Source organism: Rhodoferax sp. RT4P68 (assembly GCF_056521305.1).
Genome location: NZ_JBWMBB010000004.1, coordinates 307086 through 324096 on the forward strand (window position 1 = coordinate 307086; position 17011 = coordinate 324096).

Annotated in this window: 14 protein-coding genes; 8 read left to right on the plus strand and 6 right to left on the minus strand. The window is 71.7% G+C overall.

Annotated elements, in window-relative coordinates; all coding sequences use genetic code 11:
* The first annotated feature begins 33 nt into the window (after window positions 1-33).
* From AC099J_RS10800 to AC099J_RS10820, 5 genes are all read left to right on the plus strand, one after another.
* Window positions 34-1242, plus strand: a complete 1209-nt coding sequence (locus AC099J_RS10800) for an ABC transporter substrate-binding protein (RefSeq protein ID WP_479615244.1) — start codon at window positions 34-36, stop codon at window positions 1240-1242.
* On the plus strand, window positions 1239-2975 hold the full coding sequence (locus AC099J_RS10805; RefSeq protein ID WP_479615245.1) for an ABC transporter permease: 1737 nt from the start codon (window positions 1239-1241) through the stop codon (window positions 2973-2975). Before AC099J_RS10800 ends, AC099J_RS10805 begins: the two co-directional genes overlap by 4 nt.
* On the plus strand, window positions 2972-3751 hold the full coding sequence (locus AC099J_RS10810) for an ATP-binding cassette domain-containing protein (protein WP_479615246.1): 780 nt from the start codon (window positions 2972-2974) through the stop codon (window positions 3749-3751). The genes AC099J_RS10805 and AC099J_RS10810 overlap by 4 nt, the downstream gene beginning before the upstream one ends.
* Window positions 3752-3829: 78 nt before the next feature.
* Window positions 3830-5986 (plus strand): FAD-dependent oxidoreductase, encoded by a 2157-nt coding sequence (locus AC099J_RS10815; protein ID WP_479615247.1) that lies wholly within the window; start codon window positions 3830-3832, stop codon window positions 5984-5986.
* Between the two features lie 148 nt (window positions 5987-6134).
* Window positions 6135-7250, plus strand: a complete 1116-nt coding sequence (locus AC099J_RS10820; protein WP_479615248.1) for an FAD-dependent oxidoreductase — start codon at window positions 6135-6137, stop codon at window positions 7248-7250.
* An 83-nt stretch (window positions 7251-7333) separates the two neighbouring features.
* Here AC099J_RS10820 and phnE read toward each other — a convergent pair whose 3' ends face one another.
* The 5 genes from phnE to senA all read right to left on the minus strand — a co-directional run bounded on the left by phnE (window position 7334) and on the right by senA (window position 12506).
* Window positions 7334-8158: a phosphonate ABC transporter, permease protein PhnE gene (gene phnE, locus AC099J_RS10825; protein WP_479615465.1), complete on the minus strand. Its 825-nt coding sequence runs from the start codon at window positions 8156-8158 to the stop codon at window positions 7334-7336.
* Window positions 8159-8246: 88 nt separating this feature from the next.
* Window positions 8247-9113 (minus strand): PhnE/PtxC family ABC transporter permease, encoded by an 867-nt coding sequence (locus AC099J_RS10830; RefSeq protein WP_479615249.1) that lies wholly within the window; start codon window positions 9111-9113, stop codon window positions 8247-8249.
* Window positions 9114-9233: 120 nt separating this feature from the next.
* A complete protein-coding gene (locus AC099J_RS10835) occupies window positions 9234-10064 on the minus strand; it encodes a phosphonate ABC transporter ATP-binding protein (RefSeq protein WP_479615250.1) in 831 nt (276 codons plus the stop codon).
* Between the two features lie 10 nt (window positions 10065-10074).
* Window positions 10075-10938, minus strand: a complete 864-nt coding sequence (locus tag AC099J_RS10840) for a putative selenate ABC transporter substrate-binding protein (RefSeq protein ID WP_479615251.1) — start codon at window positions 10936-10938, stop codon at window positions 10075-10077.
* Window positions 10939-11183: 245 nt separating this feature from the next.
* The gene (gene senA, locus AC099J_RS10845) at window positions 11184-12506 is read right to left on the minus strand and encodes a selenoneine synthase SenA (RefSeq protein ID WP_479615252.1); all 1323 of its coding nucleotides are present in this window, start codon (window positions 12504-12506) and stop codon (window positions 11184-11186) included.
* 18 nt (window positions 12507-12524) lie between these two features.
* Between senA and senB the strand changes: the two genes are divergently transcribed.
* Genes senB through xth form a run of 3 tightly spaced genes read left to right on the plus strand, consistent with a single transcriptional unit; the run spans window position 12525 to window position 15381 of the window.
* Window positions 12525-13481 carry a selenoneine biosynthesis selenosugar synthase SenB gene (gene senB / locus AC099J_RS10850; RefSeq protein ID WP_479615466.1) on the plus strand — a complete coding sequence of 319 codons (957 nt, stop codon included), beginning with the start codon at window positions 12525-12527 and terminating at the stop codon, window positions 13479-13481.
* The gene (selD, locus tag AC099J_RS10855) at window positions 13478-14551 is read left to right on the plus strand and encodes a selenide, water dikinase SelD (RefSeq protein ID WP_479615253.1); all 1074 of its coding nucleotides are present in this window, start codon (window positions 13478-13480) and stop codon (window positions 14549-14551) included. The genes senB and selD overlap by 4 nt, the downstream gene beginning before the upstream one ends.
* Window positions 14552-14607: 56 nt before the next feature.
* Complete coding sequence (xth, locus tag AC099J_RS10860) at window positions 14608-15381, plus strand: exodeoxyribonuclease III (RefSeq protein WP_479615254.1); 774 nt, start codon at window positions 14608-14610, stop codon at window positions 15379-15381.
* A 75-nt stretch (window positions 15382-15456) separates the two neighbouring features.
* On the opposite strand, the gene ntrC is transcribed toward xth, so the two are convergent.
* A complete protein-coding gene (gene ntrC / locus AC099J_RS10865; protein ID WP_479615255.1) occupies window positions 15457-17007 on the minus strand; it encodes a nitrogen regulation protein NR(I) in 1551 nt (516 codons plus the stop codon).
* Between the last annotated feature and the right edge of the window lie 4 nt (window positions 17008-17011).

Here is a 17011-nt window from a genome sequence, read left to right on the forward strand (position 1 = left end):
CCCACCCGCTGTCACCACCACCGAGACTTCTGCATGATCCAGCGCCGACACTTCAGCCTGCTTGTCGCGACCACGCCGGCCTGGGCCTTTGCCCAGGCCGTACCGCCCTGGAACGAGGTGCTCGCCAAGGCGCGGGGCCAGACCGTGTTCTGGAACGCCTGGGCTGGCGACGAAAAGACCAATGCCCTCATTGCCTGGGTGGGCGAGCAGACCCGGGCCCGCTACGGCGTGGCCGTGCAGCACGTGCGCCTGAAGGACACGGCAGAAGCCGTGACACGGGTCGTGGCCGAGAAATCCGCCGGGCGCGACCGCGACGGCAGCGTGGACCTGATCTGGATCAACGGCCCCAACTTCCTCAACATGAAGCAGCAGGGCCTGCTGTACGGCCCAGTGACGCAGGCGCTGCCCAACGACCGCTTGGTCGACCGCGTGAACAAGCGCTCCAACGCGATCGACTTCACCACGCCGGTCGATGGCATGGCCGTGCCCTGGCGCATGGCACAGATCGTGTTCGTCTACGACGCGGCCCGCATCCGCAGCGCCGCCGAGGTACCACGTTCGGCCGCCGCGCTGCTCGACTGGGCCAGGCGCCACCCGGGCCGCCTGACGCACCCCCACGCGAGTAACTTCATGGGTTCGACCTTCCTCAAGCAGGCGCTGGTCGACCTTGTCCCGGATGTCGGCGTGCTGCAGCAGCCGGCCACCGACGCCAGCTTCGCCAGCGTCACGGCACCGCTGTGGGCCTGGTACGAGCAACTGCGCCCGGCGCTGTGGCGCAAGGGCCAGCAGTTCCCCGACAGCGGGCCAGCGCAGCGCCAGCTGCTGAACGACGGCGAGATCGACATCACGCTCTCGTTCGACCCGGCCGAAGCCGCCATGGCGATTGGCGCCGGCCTGTTGCCGGCGACGGTGCGCACGTTCACGTTCAGCAAGGGCACGATCGGCAACACCAGCTTCGTGGCGATCCCGTACAACGCGAAGAACAAGGAGGGTGCGCTCGTGGTGGCCAACTTGCTGCTGGAGCCGGCGACGCAGGCACGCGCCCAGGACATCCAGCACGGCGGCCACCTGAATGTGCTGGACCCGCGCAAGCTCAGCGCGGCAGACGCCGCCCTGTTCGACCGGCTGACGCCCAGCCCGGCGCTGCCGACAGCGGCCGACCTGGGCACGCCGCTGCTCGAACCCCATGCGTCGTGGATGACCCGCATCACGGCCGAATGGCAACGGCGCACCACGCGATGACGCTCGCGTCGGTCGGCGATCGCGTGCCGGTGGCGACGACGCCGCGGCCGCGCACTGGCCTGCTCGGGCTGGCCCCGCCGCTGACCGTACTGGCCTTCGGACTGCCCATCGGGGCCGGACTGCTGGGCACGCTGCTGCCCGCGCTGGGCTACCTGCCGGCGCTCGGCGGCCACGGCATCAGCGCCGCCCCCTGGCGCGCCCTGGTCGATGCGCCGGGCTTTGCGTCCGCGCTGCAGTTGACGCTGCTGACCGGTTGGCTGGCCACACTGCTATCGCTGGGCCTGGCGGTGGCGATCGTGGCCTGGGTGCACCACCGCCGCTGGGCGGCCCGGCTCGGCGAAGCCATGGCACCCTTGCTGGCCATGCCGCATTCCGCGTTGGCCATCGGCCTGGCGTTTCTGATCACGCCTTCGGGCTGGCTGGTGCGCTGGGTGTCGCCAGGCGTGACGGGGTGGGACGTGCCGCCCGATGTCAGCACGGTGGGCCACCCCTCGGGTTGGCCGGTGGTGCTTGCCCTGTTGCTGAAGGAGGTGCCGTACCTGGTCCTGATGCTGCTGGCCGCGCTGAACCAGGTGCCGGCACGCGCGCATGTGGCCGTGGCGCGCTCGCTGGGCTATGGGCCGGTGCAGGCCTGGATCGACGTCGTGCTGCCGCAGGTCTACCGGCAGGTGCGGCTGCCGGTCTTCGCGGTGCTGGCGTTCTCGCTGTCGGTGGTGGATGTGGCGCTGATCCTGGGGCCCGGCACCCCGCCCACGCTGGCGGTGCTGGCGGTGCGCTGGTTCTCCGATCCCGACACGCGCTGGGTCTTTCCGGCCTCGGCGGCGGCGGCGCTGCTGCTGGCCATCGTGGCGGCCAGCATCGGCCTGTGGCTGGCCGGCGAGCAGGTGCTGGGGCAGTGGCTGAGCGCGCGCCGCGCGCTGGGCGTGCGCAATGCCACGAGTCACCGCCTGGCCGGCGCCGGTACCTCGCTCGCCGGCGTCTTGCTGGCGGCAGCCCTGCTGTCGATGCTGGGCATCGCGCTGTGGTCGTTCGCCGCGCAGTGGCGCTACCCGGACGCGCTGCCGAGCGCGTGGACATGGGCCAACTGGCAGCGCCAGTCGGCCAGCCTGGTCGGGCCGGCGCTGACGACCCTGGTGGTGGGCGCCGCGTCCACGCTCATCGCGCTGGCCCTGGTGCTGGCCTGCCTGGAGCACGAGACCTACGCCCGGCACCGCCCGCCCGCCAGAAGTCTGTGGCTGCTCTATGTGCCGCTGCTGGTGCCGCAGGTGGCGTTTCTGTTCGGCCTGCAGGTGCTGCTGGTGCGCATCGGGGCCGATGGCCGGCTGGCCGCCGTCGTCGCGGCGCACCTGGTGTTCGTGCTGCCCTATCTGTTCCTGTCCCTGGCTGACCCGTGGCGCGCATTCGACGCGCGCTACGCACGCGCGGCGCGCAGCCTGGGCGCATCGCGCTGGCGCGTGTTCTGGCGCGTGAAGCTGCCCATCCTGCTGAGGCCGGTGCTGATGGCCAGCGCAGTGGCCTTTGCGGTCAGCGTCGGGCAGTACCTGCCCACCTTGTTCGCGGGCGCCGGTCGCGTCGCCACGCTGACGACCGAGGCCGTCACGCTGTCCTCGGGCGCAGACCGCCGCGTGATCGGCACCTGGGCCGTGCTGCAGGCCGCCTTGCCGCTGGTGTTGTTCCTGGCGGCGGCCGGTGTGCCGCGGCTGCTGTACCGGCACCGCAAGGGGTTGGCATGAGCCTCGAACCACCGGGCGAAGAGGCCCGCACCGCAGGCGACGCCGCTGCGAGCGCTGCGCGCAGCACCGGTCCACGCCCCCCGCTGCCCATGCCGGCAGCTTGGCGCGCAGCGTCCGGCGGGCGGGCGCCGCTGCAGCTGGACGGGGTGCGCATCACCCTGGGCGACCGTGTGCTCGTGGACACGCTCAGCACCAGCGTCGCGCCCGGCGAGTGCCTGACCGTGATGGGCCCGAGCGGCTGCGGCAAGTCCACGCTGCTGGCGTTTCTGGCCGGCACGCTCGAGCCGGTGTTCACGGCCAGCGGCGATGTGCGCATCGGCAGCCGGAGCCTCACGCCGCTGGCCCCCGAGCAGCGCCGCATCGGCATCCTGTTCCAGGACGATCTGCTGTTTCCGCACCTGTCGGTGGGCGCCAATCTGGCGTTCGCGCTGCCGGCCTCCATCCGGCCTGCCAAGCTGCGGCGCGAGCGCATCGCGCAGGCGTTGGCGGACGCGGGGCTGGCCGGCTTCGCCGACCGTGACCCAGCGACGCTGTCCGGTGGCCAGCGGGCGCGCGTGGCCGTGATGCGCACATTGGCGGCCGAGCCCCAGGCCCTGTTGCTCGACGAGCCCTTCAGCAAGCTCGATGCGCAACTGCGCGACGACTTCCGGCGCTTCGTCTTCGACCACGCGCGGGAGCGCGGGTTGCCGACGGTGCTGGTGACCCACGACGCGGCGGATGCCGCTGCCGCAGGGGGTGCGGTGGTCCATCTCGGCACGCGCCGCACGACAGCATGAGCGCGATGCCCGGTCGCCCCCCACATGCCCGCAGCGCAGGCAGGCCCGTGCGCACGGTGCCGTAAGGACATTTCACGGATGCGCATCGACAAACGCTGGTGGTTGCTGGTGGTGCTGGTCGCCCTGCTGGCGGTGTACGTCGGCTTCGACCTCGGCCGCTTCCTCAGCCTGGGCGCCATCCAGAGCCGCCAGGCAGACCTGCAGGCCTGGCGCGCGGGGCAGCCACTGCTGGCCGCGTTGCTGTTCTTTGCCGGCTATGTGACCGTGACGGCGCTGTCGCTGCCCGGTGCGGCGGTGATGACGCTGGCGGCCGGTGCGCTGTTCGGCCTGGGCTGGGGCACGCTCATCGTGTCGTTCGCCTCGTCGATCGGCGCCACGCTCGCCTTCCTGGTGGCGCGCTGGCTGCTGGGCGGCTGGGTGCAGGCGCGCTTCGGCGAGCGGCTCGCCACGCTGAACGCCGGCATCGCCAAGGACGGCGGCTTCTACCTGTTCACGCTGCGCCTGGTGCCGGTGCTGCCGTTCTTCGTCATCAACCTGGCCATGGGCGTGACGACGCTGCGCACCTGGACGTTCTACTGGGTCAGCCAGCTCGGCATGCTGGCCGGCACGCTGGTCTATGTGAACGCCGGCACGCAGCTGGCACGCATCGATTCCCTGGCCGGCGTCGTCTCGCCCGGTGTGCTGGGCTCGCTGGTGCTGCTGGGAATTTTTCCGCTCATCGCGAGGAAGCTCATCGACCTGTTCAGCGCGCGCAAGGTCTATGCGGGGTTCACGAAGCCGCGCCGCTTCGACCGCAATCTGGTCGTCATCGGCGGCGGCTCAGCCGGTCTGGTCACGGCCTACATCGCCGCGGCCATCAAGGCCAAAGTGACGCTGGTGGAGCAGCACGCCATGGGCGGCGACTGCCTGAACACCGGCTGCGTGCCCTCCAAGGCGCTGATCCGCTCGGCCAAGTTCCTCTCGCACGTGCAGCGCGCGCAGGAGTTCGGCATGCGCTCGGCACAGGCCGACTACGACTTCGGTGAGGTGATGGAGCGGGTGCAGCGCGTCATCGCGCAGATCGCGCCGCACGATTCGGTGGCGCGCTACACCGGCCTGGGCGTGGACGTGGCGCAGGGCACGGCGCGCATCGTCTCGCCCTGGCAGGTGGAGATCACGCACCACGACGGGCGCGTGCAGACGCTCAGCACGCGCGCCATCGTCATTGCGGCCGGCGCCCGGCCGTTCGTGCCGCCCCTGCCCGGCCTGGCCGCGCTCGACCCGGCCGATGTGCTGACCTCCGACACCATCTGGCAGCTGCGCCGCAGGCCACAGCGCCTGCTGGTGCTGGGCGGCGGCCCCATCGGCTGCGAGCTGGCGCAGGCCTTCGCGCGCCTCGGCTCGCAGGTGACGCAGGTGGAGATGGCGCCGCGCATCCTGGGCCGCGAAGACCCGGATGTCTCCGCGCTGGTCACCGCGCGCTTTCGCGCCGAGGGCGTGGCCGTGTGCGTGGACCACAAGGCCGAGCGTGTGGAGGTGGTGGAAGGCGAGAAGCAGCTCGTCGCCACACACCAGGGCCGCGAGGTGCGCATCGCCTTCGACGCCCTCCTCGTCGCCGTGGGCCGCGCGGCCAACCTGCAGGGTTATGGCCTGCAGGAGCTGGGCGTGACCACCGGCCGCACGGTGCAGGTCAACGGCTATTTGCAGACGAACTTTCCGAACATCTACGCCGCTGGCGACGTGGCCGGCCCCTACCAGTTCACGCACACCGCCGCGCACCAGGCCTGGTATGCGGCCGTCAACGCGCTGTTCGACCCGTTCAAGAAGTTCAACGCCGACTACCGCGTGATCCCCTCGGCCACCTTCGTCGAACCTGAGGTGGCGCGCGTCGGCCTGAACGAGCTGGAGGCCCGGGAGAAACACATCGCCTGCGAAGTGACGACCTATGGCCTGGACGAACTGGACCGCGCGATTGCCGACAGCGAGGCCCATGGCTTCGTGAAGGTGCTGACGGTGCCGGGCAAGGACCGCATCCTGGGCGTGACCATCGTCGGCGAGCACGCCGGCGACCTGCTGGCCGAATACGTGCTGGCGATGAAGCACGGCATCGGGCTGAACAAGATCCTGGGCACCATCCACACCTACCCGACACTGGCCGAGGCCAACAAGTACGCGGCCGGCAACTGGAAGCGCGCGCACGCACCGCAGCGCCTGCTGGCCTGGGTCGAGCGCTTCCACACCTGGCGGCGCGGGTGATGGCCGCTGCCACGCGCTGCCCGCCTCCGGGCGTTGCGACGATGACACCGCCGCGGGCCATCGTGATCCCCGGGCCCGCGTCCTGGCTGCCGCTGACCGGCACCGATGGCCCGGCGCTGGCACCCGCGCACCCCGGGGCGGCAGCGCGATGAAGCGGCTGGTGCTGCTGGGCGGCGGGCACGCCCATGTGCAGGTGCTGGCCGACCTGGCAGCGCAGCCGCTGGCCGGCTGGGAAGTGCACCTGGTCTCGCCCTACCGGCGCCAGATCTACTCCGGCATGCTGCCGGGCTGGGTGGCGGGCCACTACGCGATCGAGGCCTGCGCGATCCGCCTGGATGCGCTGGCCCACCGCGCCGGCATCACCCTGCACGAGACGGCAGCTTCGGGGCTGGACCTCGCAGCCGGCACCGTGCCCTGCGCGAGCGGCCTGACGTTGCTGTGGGACGCCCTGTCCATCGACACAGGCCCCATGCCCGCGTTGCACGGGCTGCCTGGCGCTGCGGCGCACGCGCTGCCGGTGCGGCCGATCGAGCAGTTCATCGCCGCCTGGCCGGCCGTGATGGCGCGCGTGCGGGCCCAGAGCCATCGCTTCGAACTCGTGGTGCTGGGCGCCGGCGCGGCGGGGGTCGAACTGGCCTTCGCCATCGCGCGGCGGGCCGCCACCGAGGGCTGGTCGCACCTGGCCCTGACCGTGGTGGGCAGCGAAGACCTGCCGCTGGCCGGCGCGCCGCCTGCCACGCGCCAGCACGCCGCCGAGCTGCTGGCCCGGCGCAGCATCGCCTGGCGGGGCGGCTACCGCGCGACGCGGCTGGAGGCAGGCCAGCTGCATCTGGAGGGCGGCGCGCCGCTGCAGTTCGACGCGTGCATCGCCTCCACCGGCGCGGCAGCGCCGGCCTGGCCTGCCGCCTGTGGCCTGGCCACCGATGCGGACGGGTTCATCCGCGTCGGCCGCACGCTGCAGAGCGCATCGCACCCCCACGTCTTCGCCGCCGGTGATGTGGCTGCCTATGCCGACCCGCGCCCCAAGTCCGGCGTGTTCGCGGTGCGCGCGGGGCCGGTGCTGGCGCACAACCTGCGCGCGTTCAGCGAGGGCCGGGCGCTGCAGAGCTGGACGCCGCAGGCCCGCGCGCTGTACCTCATCAGCACCGGCGACCGGCATGCCCTGGCGACCTGGGGCCGCTGGTCGTGGAGCGGGCATTGGGTCTGGCGCTGGAAGGACCGCATCGACCGGCAGTTCATGCGGCGCTTCGGCACCGGGGAGTAGACGCGTGGGCGGCAGAAACGCGTGCCCGCGTGGGGTCTCAAGGGGTTGCGCCCCAGGCGCCAGCCGCCGCACAGGCTGGCCGCTTAGCGCGTCAACCAGCGCCGCCAGGCGAAGCTGGCGATGTCCACCAGCGCGACCAGCAGCACCATGGCCAGCAGCACGGTGGCGGTCTTGGGCATCTGGAACAGGCTCATGTGGAAGGACAGCATCTGGCCCAGGCCACCGGCGCCCACCACGCCGAGCACGGTGGCCGCGCGGATGTTGTTCTCCCAGCGGTAGAGCGAGTAGCTCATGAGCTGCGGCAGCACCTGGGGCAACGTGGCGTAGAGGAACACGCGCACGGTGCCGGCGCCCTGCGCACGCAGCGCCAGCGCCGGGCCGGGCGCGGCGTTCTCGATCGCCTCGGCAAACAGGCGCCCCAGCACGCCCGAGGTGTGCACCGCCAGCGCCAGCGTTCCGGCGAACGGCCCGAGGCCGGCGGCGATGAGCAAGAGCGCGGCCCAGACCAGCTCGGGCACCGCGCGCAGCGCATTCAGCAGCAGCCGCGTGGCCGCCCGCACACTGCGCCCGCGCCAGGCCCGCACGCCCTGCGACTGCCAGGCGCCATCGCCCGGCAGCCGGCTGGCCGGCATGGCCAGCAGCACGCCGGTCACCGCCGCCAGCAAGGTGCCCAGCGCCGACATGGCCAGCGTCTCCCAGGCCGCGACGGCCACGGCGCGCAGGAAGGGCGCACTGAAGTCCGGCGGCGCGAACTCGGCCAGGAAGCGCCCCATGCTGGCCAGCGCTGCTGTGGAGAACAGCTCGGCCAGGTGCAGATCCAGCGTGGCGAAGCTGGCCACCACCAGCGCCAGCACGCCGAGCACCAGCCAGCAGGCACGGCTGCGCGCGGCGAACAGCGGCGGCGGCAGCCGGTCAGGGCGATGGCGGGTGGGCTCGCTCGTCGGCTCGGAGCGTGCGCTTGCCGGGGGCTTGAGCGGGTTCAAGCGATGGCCTCTCTCATCCCAGCGCACGCCGCAGCGCCGCGCTCACGCGGTCGGCCAGCGCCACCAGCGCGACGAACACGGCCAGCATGGTCAAGACTTCGCCACCGGCGAACATCTTGAGTGAACTGTCCATCAGCTGGCCCAGGCCACCGGCGCCGACGAAGCCCAGCACCACCGAGCTGCGGATCGCGCATTCCCAGCGGTAGACGGTGTAGCTGGTGAGCTCGGCAGCGTTCTGCGGCAGCAGCCCGTAGGCAAAGGCTTGCAAGCGCGAGCCGCCGTTGCGCAGCAGCAGTTGGGTGACCTGCGCCTCGCCGCTTTCCAGGATCTCGGCGTACACCTTGCCCAGCATGCCGCCGTAGGTGAGGCCAATGGCCAGCACGCCGGCCGCCGGGCCCAGACCGACGACGCGCACGAAGACCAGCGCCCACACCAGCTCGGGCACGCTGCGCAGCACGATCAGCGCGGCGCGGGCTGCCTGCCGCACGACCGCCGGCAGCGGCGCCATGCGCCCTTCGAGCGCCGAGATCGACAGCGCGCGCGTGGCGATGAGCGCAAACGGCACGGCCAGCAGCAGGCCCAGCGTGATGCCGGCGGTGGCGATGGCCACGGTGCGCCAGGTCTCGCGGGCCACCAGCGCCAGGAATTCGGCGGAGTGCGCGGGTGGAAGGAAGCTGGCGAGGAAGCGGCCGGTGACGCGCGCGGCGTCCGGGTCCAGCAGCAGCCAGGGCTTGAACTCGGTGGCCACCAGCAGCGGCCATACAAGCACGGCAGCGGCCAGCAGCAGGCCCACGCGTGCGCGCCAGGCCGGGTCGCGCTGTGCGGGGGGCGTGGGGCGGCCGCCGGTGCCCGCGTCTTCGGGCGGCCGGGCGAGGCTCATGTGGAACCTGCGGCCTGGCGGCCTGCGGTGCGAGCCTCTTCGGGCGGCCGGGCGAGGCTCATTCGGAACCTGCGGCCTGGCGGCCTGCGGTGCGAGCCTCTTCGGGCGGCCGGGCGAGGCTCATCTGCATTGCATCACCACCGGCGGCGCCGGCACGGCCGGTTCGTCGGCGGCGGGCGATGCACCTCGCAGCTCGCTCTCGTGCTGCGCGTACAAACGGGCCAGCAGTTCAGGGGTGACCTGGGCAGCCGGCAGGTCGAACAGCAGCCGGCCCTCGCGCAGGCCGAGGATGCGCGGGAAATGCGCCAGGGCAGTGTCCACCTGGTGCAGCGTGGCGACCAGCGTGGCGCCGCGCGCGCGGGCTTCGCGCACCAGCGCTGCCACCGCGCGCTGCGCGCGTGCCGGGTCGAGCGCAGAGAGCGGCTCGTCCACCAGCCACAGCCGCGCCGGGGCGACCAGTGCACGTGCCAGGCCCACGCGCTGGCGCTCGCCGCCGGACAGGCGGTCCACCCGCTCGAACAGCTTGTCGCCCAGATCGAACACTCCCAGCGCGTGGTCGGCGGCCGGGATGTCGACCGGGTAGAACAGCGAGCGCAGGGCCGTCCACAGGCTCCAGGCCGGCAGGCGCCCGGCCAGCACGGCCGTCACCACACGCTGGCGCGGCGGCAGCGGCGGCACCTGGGGCACGAGGATGAGCCGGCCGCGCAGCTGCTGCAGGGCGCGCCGTGGCAGGCCCCAGGGGTCTGTGCCCTCGATCTGCAGCGCCCCCTGCGACGGCCGGCGCGCGCAGGCCAGCACTTCCAGCAACGTCGTCTTGCCGGCGCCTGAGGGGCCGATGACGGCCACCGCCTCGCCAGCGTCGACGTGCAGGCTCAGGCCCGCGAGCGCGCCGGCGGCGTCGCGTCGCGCGGTGGCGTGGCGCGCCGCCAGGCTCTGCAGGTCGAGCTTCACCGCCGCACGGTCACAGCAGCCCGGCGCTGCGTGCTGCCGCTTCGATGCCCTTGTAGTGGTCGGCCTGCGCCGGCACGAAGCGGGTGGCGCGCTGCAGATCCAGAATCTCGCGGCCCTCGGCCGTGTCGCGCGACAGCGCCAGCAGCGCCTGCGTGAGCTTCTCGCGCAGGTCGGCGGGCATGTCGGCGTGCACCGTCCAGTTGTAGTCGTAGTAGGTGGGCGTGGTGAAGAAGACGCGCACCTTGGCCGGGTCGACCTTGCCGTCGGCGACGAACTTCTCCCACACCGAGATGTTCAGCGCCCCGGCCTGCACCTTGCCTGCCGCCACGGCGGCGATGGTGGCGTCGTGCGCGCCGCTGAAGGCCACGCGCTTGAAGTCCTTCTCGGGGTTGAGCCCGGCCTGCAGGAGGAAGCTGCGCGGCATCAGATGGCCCGAGGTGCTGCTGGCCGAGCCGAAGCTCACGTCCTTGCCCTTCAGGTCGGCCAGGCTCTTGATCGCCGGGTCGGTGGTGATGAACACCGAGCGAAAGCGCGTGTCCTCCTCGCGCTGCACCAGTGGCACCACTTTGCCGCCCGAGCGCACATGCGCCTGCACGAAGGTGAAGCCGCCGAACCAGGCCAGGTCGACCTTGCGGTTGACCAGTGTCTCGACGGCGGCCGCGTAGTCGGTCACGGGCGTGTAGTCCACCTTCATGCCCAGCTTGGCCTCCAGGTACTTCATCAGCGGCACGGCCTTGCGCGCCAGTTCGGTGGGCGATTCGTCAGGGATCGCGGTGACGCGGAACACCTGCTGCGCCTGGGCGAAGCCGCCGACGGCCAGCAGGGCACAGCACAACAGGGAGCGCAGGGTGCGCGCGGGCAAGAGTTGCAACATGGGGTGGGTTTCCGGCCGGAGGGTAGTTGAAAGCCGCCCACTCTATCTGCTTGCGGCCGCGTGGCAGCGGCAGGGCTGATGTCGGGCGCTCTACGGCGCTTGCCGGCGGTTGCCTCAGGCCGTCACTGGCCGCGGCTGGCCGCCATAGGTCGCCGCCGGTTGCTGCAAACCGTCTCTGGTCGCCGGCGGTTGCCGCCGGTTGCCGCAGGCCGTCGCCGGTCACCGCTGGCCGGCGCGCGCCGACGTTACAGCGCGCAGCTGCGAAAGCCCGCCGGTACGTCGTGGCGCGTCGCCGGGAAGAAGTTGCGGTAGCGCGGGTGGCGAATGCGCGGCTGCGTGCAGTGCGAAGCGCCGCGCAGCACCGGCCGCCCGTCGAACCAGGGCGCCGAATACGCGCGGTAGGGATGTGGCACGAAGCCGGCGAAGGGCGTGAACACGGAGGCGGTCCACTCCCACACATCGCCCCAGCGAAAGCCATCGGGTGCACTGCAGGCGGCGCATTCCCACTCGGCCTCGGTCGGCAGACGGCGCCCGGCCCAGCGGCACCAGGCCTCAGCCTCGTGCAACGTCAGGTGGCTGGCGGCCTCACGCAGGTCCAGCGCGCGCCAGGCGCCGCCCTGCCACTGCTGCCACCCGGCGGCCGTGCGCTGCAGGTAGCGCGGCTGCGCGTTGGGCTGCGCTGGCTGCGTGGCCCGCGGGGTGGGCTGCAGAGTGGGCCGCAGGGTGGGCTGCGGGATGGACTGCGAGGTAGTCTGCTGAGTGGTCTGCGCGTTGGGCTGCGTGGTGCGCCAGCGGTCGCCGGCCTCGGTCCACCAGCGCGGCTGGTCGTAGCCACCGGCCTCCACGAACGGCAGGAACTCGGCCCAGCGCACGGCCTGCCGGTCGATGGCGAAAGCCGGCAACGCCACCGCGCAGCCGGGCAGTTCGTTGTCGAAGGCAAAGCCCGCGCCGGCCTCGCTGCCAAGCCGCCAGGCGCGTGCATCGAAGGCCAGTGGTGCGCCGGGCTCGGGCAAAGGCTGGGCCCGCCAGCGCGCATCCTCGATCGGCACGCCCAGACCGCGCGCCGTGTACAGCGCGGCTTCGTGGTGCATGTCCTCGTGCAGCAGCGCCAATCGGAAGAAGTACAGCGCGGCGTCCGTGGCTTCGGCCTGGGCCAACAGCGCCAGCGTGCCGTCGAGCTGGCGGGCCAGGTCGTCGCGCGTGGTGGCCGCGCCCGGCAGGGGCAGCTGCCAGCGGCTGTCGTGCGGCACGCAGGCCGAGTCGTACAAGGCATCGGCATCCGTGCGCAGCGCGGCGCGCCGGGGGGCATCGGGGTCGGCCTGCTCGCCCCGCGCACGCTCGGGGTTGCGCGCGATCCAGTATTCCTGGAACCAGCCGATGTGGCCCAGCTCCCACAGCGGCGGGTTGATCTCGGCGCGCAGAGGCACGGCCAGATCCGGCAGGGCGCGTTCAACAGCGGCGAAGGTGGCCAGCGTGTCGGCGCGGCTGGCCGTCAGGGCCTGGGCCAGGGCCGCAGGAGGGCCATGGCGGGCGTCGAGCGCCGCCGGCGTTAGGCTTGCAAGGTGCATCGAGAACCTCTGGTCATCGTGACGCCCGCGCTGGCCGCAGCCAACAACGGCAATTGGCAGACCGCCCAGCGGTGGGCGCGGCTATTGCAACCAGCTTACCGCGTCAGCATTGCGGACCGATGGGATGGGGGGAACGAGGCCCTGATGATCGCGCTGCACGCGCGGCGCTCGGCCGTGTCGATCGCGGCCTGGCACGCCGCGCATCCCCACCGGCCCCTGGCCCTGGTGCTGACCGGCACCGACCTGTACCGCGACATCGCGGTCGATGCTGCGGCCCAGCGCTCGCTGGCATGGGCCGATGCGCTGGTGGTGCTGAACGCGCTGGGCGTGCAGCAGTTGCCGCCAGCCTTTCGCGGCAAGGCCCACGTCGTGCTGCAGTCGTGCACGGCGCGTGCACCGCAGGCGCACACGGCGCAGCACCTGCGCGCGCTGATGGTGGGCCACCTGCGCGACGAGAAAGACCCGCGCACCTACTGGCGCGCCGCGCAGCGGCTGGCGACCCGCAGCGACATCCGGCTGGACCACATCGGCGCCGCGCTGGACCCGGTGTTGGGTGGTGAGGCGCAGGCGCTGGCGGCCTGCCAGCCGCATTTCCGCTGGCTCGGCGGGCTGCCGCATGCCACGGTGCGCCGGCGCATCCAGGCCGCGCACGTGCTGGTGCACGCAAGCCGGATGGAAGGCGGCGCGCACGTGGTGATCGAGGCCATCCGCAGCGGCACGCCGGTGCTGGCGTCACGCATCGACGGCAACCTGGGCCTGCTGGGCGAAGACTACCCCGGCACGTTCGCGCCTGGCGACGACGCGGCGCTGGCGGCCCTGCTGGTGCGTGCGCGCGAGGATGCCGATATGCTCGCCCACCTGGCCGCCCGCCTGGCCTCGCGCTCGGCTCTGTTCGCACCCGAAGCGGAGCGGGCCGCCCTGCTCCACCTCATCGGCACGCTGATGGCGCGCCGCTCCACCGGACCCACGATATGAACGCACCCGCCCACCCCGCCGCCGCCGCCGAGCCGCGCCTGACCTCGCTCTCGCACGGTGGTGGCTGCGGCTGCAAGATCGCCCCGGGCGTGCTGTCGGAAATCCTCAAGGGCACGGCGGCGATGCCCATCCCCAAGGAGCTGCTGGTGGGCATCGAGACCGCCGACGACGCTGCCGTCTACCAGCTCAACGACGAGCAGGCGCTGATCGCCACCACCGACTTCTTCATGCCCATCGTCGACGACCCGTTCGACTTCGGCCGCATCGCCGCCACCAACGCCATCAGCGACGTCTACGCCATGGGCGGCCGGCCGATCCTCGCGCTGGCGCTGGTGGGCATGCCGATCAACGTGCTGTCCACACAGACCATCGGCCGCGTGCTGGAGGGCGGTGCCTCGGTCTGCCGCGCGGCGGGCATTCCGATCGCCGGTGGGCACACCATCGATTCGGTGGAAGCCATTTACGGCCTGGTAGCGCTGGGCCTGGTGCACCCGAAGCGGGTCAAGCGCAATGCGGACGCGCGGCCCGGCGACGTGCTGGTGCTGGGCAAGCCGCTGGGCGTGGGTGTGATGAGCGCGGCGCTGAAAAAGGAGCAGCTCGGCGCCGCAGGTTACGCGCAGATGATCGCCACCACCACCAAGCTGAACACGCCGGGCCCCGACCTGGCCGCCCTCGCCGGCGTGCATGCGCTGACCGATGTGACCGGCTTCGGTCTGGCCGGTCACGCGCTGGAACTGGCGCGCGGCGCACGCTGCACGGTGGAGCTGGACTGGCGCGCCACGCCCCTGCTGCCGGGCGTGCGCGAACTGGCGGCGCGTGGCTTCATCACCGGCGCGTCGGGCCGCAACTGGGCCGGCTACGGGCATGACATCGCCCTGCCCGCGGACTTTGCCGACGTCGACCGCGCACTGCTCACCGACCCGCAGACCAGCGGCGGGTTGCTGGTCTCGTGCGAGCCCGGCGCTGTCGATGCCGTGCTGGCCACGTTCGTCCAGCATGGCTTCGACGATGGGGCTGTCGTGGGCCGTGTGCTGCCGGCGCAGGGAATCGCACTGCGCGTGACGGGCTGACCGCCTGCCCACGCGACCGAGCCTGCGTCCTTCACAGATCACCAGCTGAACACCCCATGAAACTCGCCACCTGGAATGTCAATTCCCTCACCGCCCGCCTGGCCCACGTGCTGACCTGGCTGGCCGCCAACCCGGTCGACGTGCTGTGCCTGCAGGAACTGAAGATGACCGACGACAAGTTCCCGCTCCAGGCGCTGCGTGAGGCCGGCTATGAGGCGGCGGCGTTCGGGCAGAAGACCTACAACGGCGTGGCCATCCTCAGCCGCACACCCGTGCGCGACGTGGTGAAGAACATCGTCGGCTTCGACGACGAGCACGCGCGCGTGATCGCGGCGACGGTGGACGGGCCAGCCGGGCCGATCCGCGTGGTCAACGGCTACTTCGTCAACGGCCAGGCGCTGGACTCGGACAAGTTCGTCTACAAGATGAAATGGCTCGATGGCCTGCAGGCCTACCTGCGCCAGGAGCTGGCGCAGCACCCGCAACTGGTGTTGCTGGGCGACTTCAACATCACGCCCGAGGACCAGGACTCCTACGACCCGGTTGGCCTGGCCGGCACCATCCACCACTCCGAGCAGGAACGCGCGCATTTCCGTGCGCTGCTGGCGCTGGGGCTGACCGACAGTTTTCGCATGTTCGAGCAGCCGGCCAAGAGCTACAGCTGGTGGGACTACCGCATGCTGGGCTACCAGAAGAACCGCGGCCTGCGGATCGACCACATCCTGGTCAGCGAGGCGTTAAAGCCTATGGTTCAAGGCTGCGTGATCGACCGCGTGCCGCGCAAATGGGAAAAGCCCAGCGACCACGCGCCGGTGGTGCTGGAGATCTGAAAGCCTGATCGCCACACGGCCACCAGCACGCGCCCGCCACCTCTGTGCGCAGCGCGCTGGCGTGCCGGGCAAAGCTCACTCCAGGCCGAGTTCCTGGATCTTGCGGGTGATGGTGTTGCGGCCGATGCCGAGCTTCTGCGCGGCCTCGATGCGACGGCCCCGGGTGTTGCCCAGCGCCGTCAGGATCAGCTTGGATTCGAAGCGGCGTGTCAGCACGTCCCAGACATCGTGGCGGTCGCTGGCGAGCAACTCCAGCGCCTCGGCCTCCAGGCCGCGCTCCCAACCACCGGCACTTGCCGAGGTTGCAGCGACCGGCACGGCGTCGGACAGGGGCGCGGGGTCGAAGCGCCCGCCGTCCGCCAGACTCGCCACGCCGACCGGGCCCTCCGCATCGCCCACGGGCGCCATGGGGCTGGCCGGTCGCGCTGGTGGAGCAGCAGAAGCCGCAGCGCCTGCGGCCGCAGCCTGCAGCACCTCGGGCGGCAAGTCCTTGGGCTCGATCACCTGGGCCGGCGCCATCACGGTCAGCCAGTGGCAGACGTTCTCCAGTTGGCGCACGTTGCCCGGAAAGGCGAACAGGCCGATCTGCGCCAGCGCTGCGTCTGAAATGCGCTTGGGCTCCACGCCCAGTTGCGCTGCGCTTTGCTGCAGGAAGTGGCGCGTGAGCATGGGCACGTCTTCCTTACGTTCGCGCAGGGCCGGCAGTCGCAGGCGGATGACGTTCAGGCGGTGGAACAAGTCCTCACGGAACACGCCTTCGCGCACGCGCTGCTCCAGGTCCTGGTGCGTGGCGGCGATGACGCGCACGTGGGCCTTCACGGCGCTGTGGCCGCCGACGCGGTAGAAGTGCCCGTCGGACAGCACGCGCAGCAGGCGGGTCTGCAGGTCGAACGGCATGTCGCCGATCTCGTCCAGGAACAGCGTGCCGCCCTCGGCCTGCTCGAAGCGGCCACGGCGCATCGTCTGCGCGCCGGTGAAGGCGCCGCGCTCATGGCCGAACAGTTCGGATTCCAGCAAGTCCTTGGGGATGGCGGCGGTGTTGATCGCGACGAACGGGCCGGCGGCGCGCGGCGAGTGCTTGTGCAGCGCACGGGCCACGAGCTCTTTGCCCGAGCCCGATTCGCCCGTGATCATGACGGTGACGTTGCTCTGGCTCAGCCGGCCGATGGCGCGGAACACGTCCTGCATGGCGGGGGCCTGGCCCAGCATCTCGGGCGTGGCAGCCATGCGCTCTTCAGCCACCTCTTCGCGCTGGCTTTCCTCGACGGCGCGGCGGATCAGTTCGACGGCCTTGGGCAGGTCGAAGGGCTTGGGCAGGTACTCGAAAGCGCCGCCCTGGAAGGCGGAGACGGCGCTGTCCAGATCGGAGAACGCCGTCATGATGATGACCGGCAGGCCCGGGTGCTTTTCCTTGACCTTGCCGAGCAGGTCGAGGCCGGAGCCACCGGGCATGCGGATGTCGCTCACCAGGATCTGCGGGCCATCCTCGTCGGTGGCCACTTCCAGCGCGGCCAGCACTTCGCGCGGGTTCGTGAAGCTGCGCGTGGGCAGGTCTTCGCGCAGCAGCGCCTTCTCCAGCACGAAGCGTATGGATTGGTCGTCATCTACTATCCAGATCGGCTTCATGTGT

Bases quoted from the DNA above. Each gene is read 5' to 3' on its own strand.
- AC099J_RS10800 (WP_479615244.1), top strand. From the start codon at position 34: ATGATCCAGCGCCGACACTTCAGCCTGCTTGTCGCGACCACGCCGGCC.
- AC099J_RS10805 (WP_479615245.1), top strand. From the start codon at position 1,239: ATGACGCTCGCGTCGGTCGGCGATCGCGTGCCGGTGGCGACGACGCCG.
- AC099J_RS10810 (WP_479615246.1), top strand. From the start codon at position 2,972: ATGAGCCTCGAACCACCGGGCGAAGAGGCCCGCACCGCAGGCGACGCC.
- AC099J_RS10815 (WP_479615247.1), top strand. From the start codon at position 3,830: ATGCGCATCGACAAACGCTGGTGGTTGCTGGTGGTGCTGGTCGCCCTG.
- AC099J_RS10820 (WP_479615248.1), top strand. From the start codon at position 6,135: ATGAAGCGGCTGGTGCTGCTGGGCGGCGGGCACGCCCATGTGCAGGTG.
- AC099J_RS10830 (WP_479615249.1), bottom strand. From the start codon at position 9,113: ATGAGCCTCGCCCGGCCGCCCGAAGACGCGGGCACCGGCGGCCGCCCC.
- AC099J_RS10840 (WP_479615251.1), bottom strand. From the start codon at position 10,938: ATGTTGCAACTCTTGCCCGCGCGCACCCTGCGCTCCCTGTTGTGCTGT.
- senA (WP_479615252.1), bottom strand. From the start codon at position 12,506: ATGCACCTTGCAAGCCTAACGCCGGCGGCGCTCGACGCCCGCCATGGC.
- selD (WP_479615253.1), top strand. From the start codon at position 13,478: ATGAACGCACCCGCCCACCCCGCCGCCGCCGCCGAGCCGCGCCTGACC.
- xth (WP_479615254.1), top strand. From the start codon at position 14,608: ATGAAACTCGCCACCTGGAATGTCAATTCCCTCACCGCCCGCCTGGCC.
- ntrC (WP_479615255.1), bottom strand. From the start codon at position 17,007: ATGAAGCCGATCTGGATAGTAGATGACGACCAATCCATACGCTTCGTG.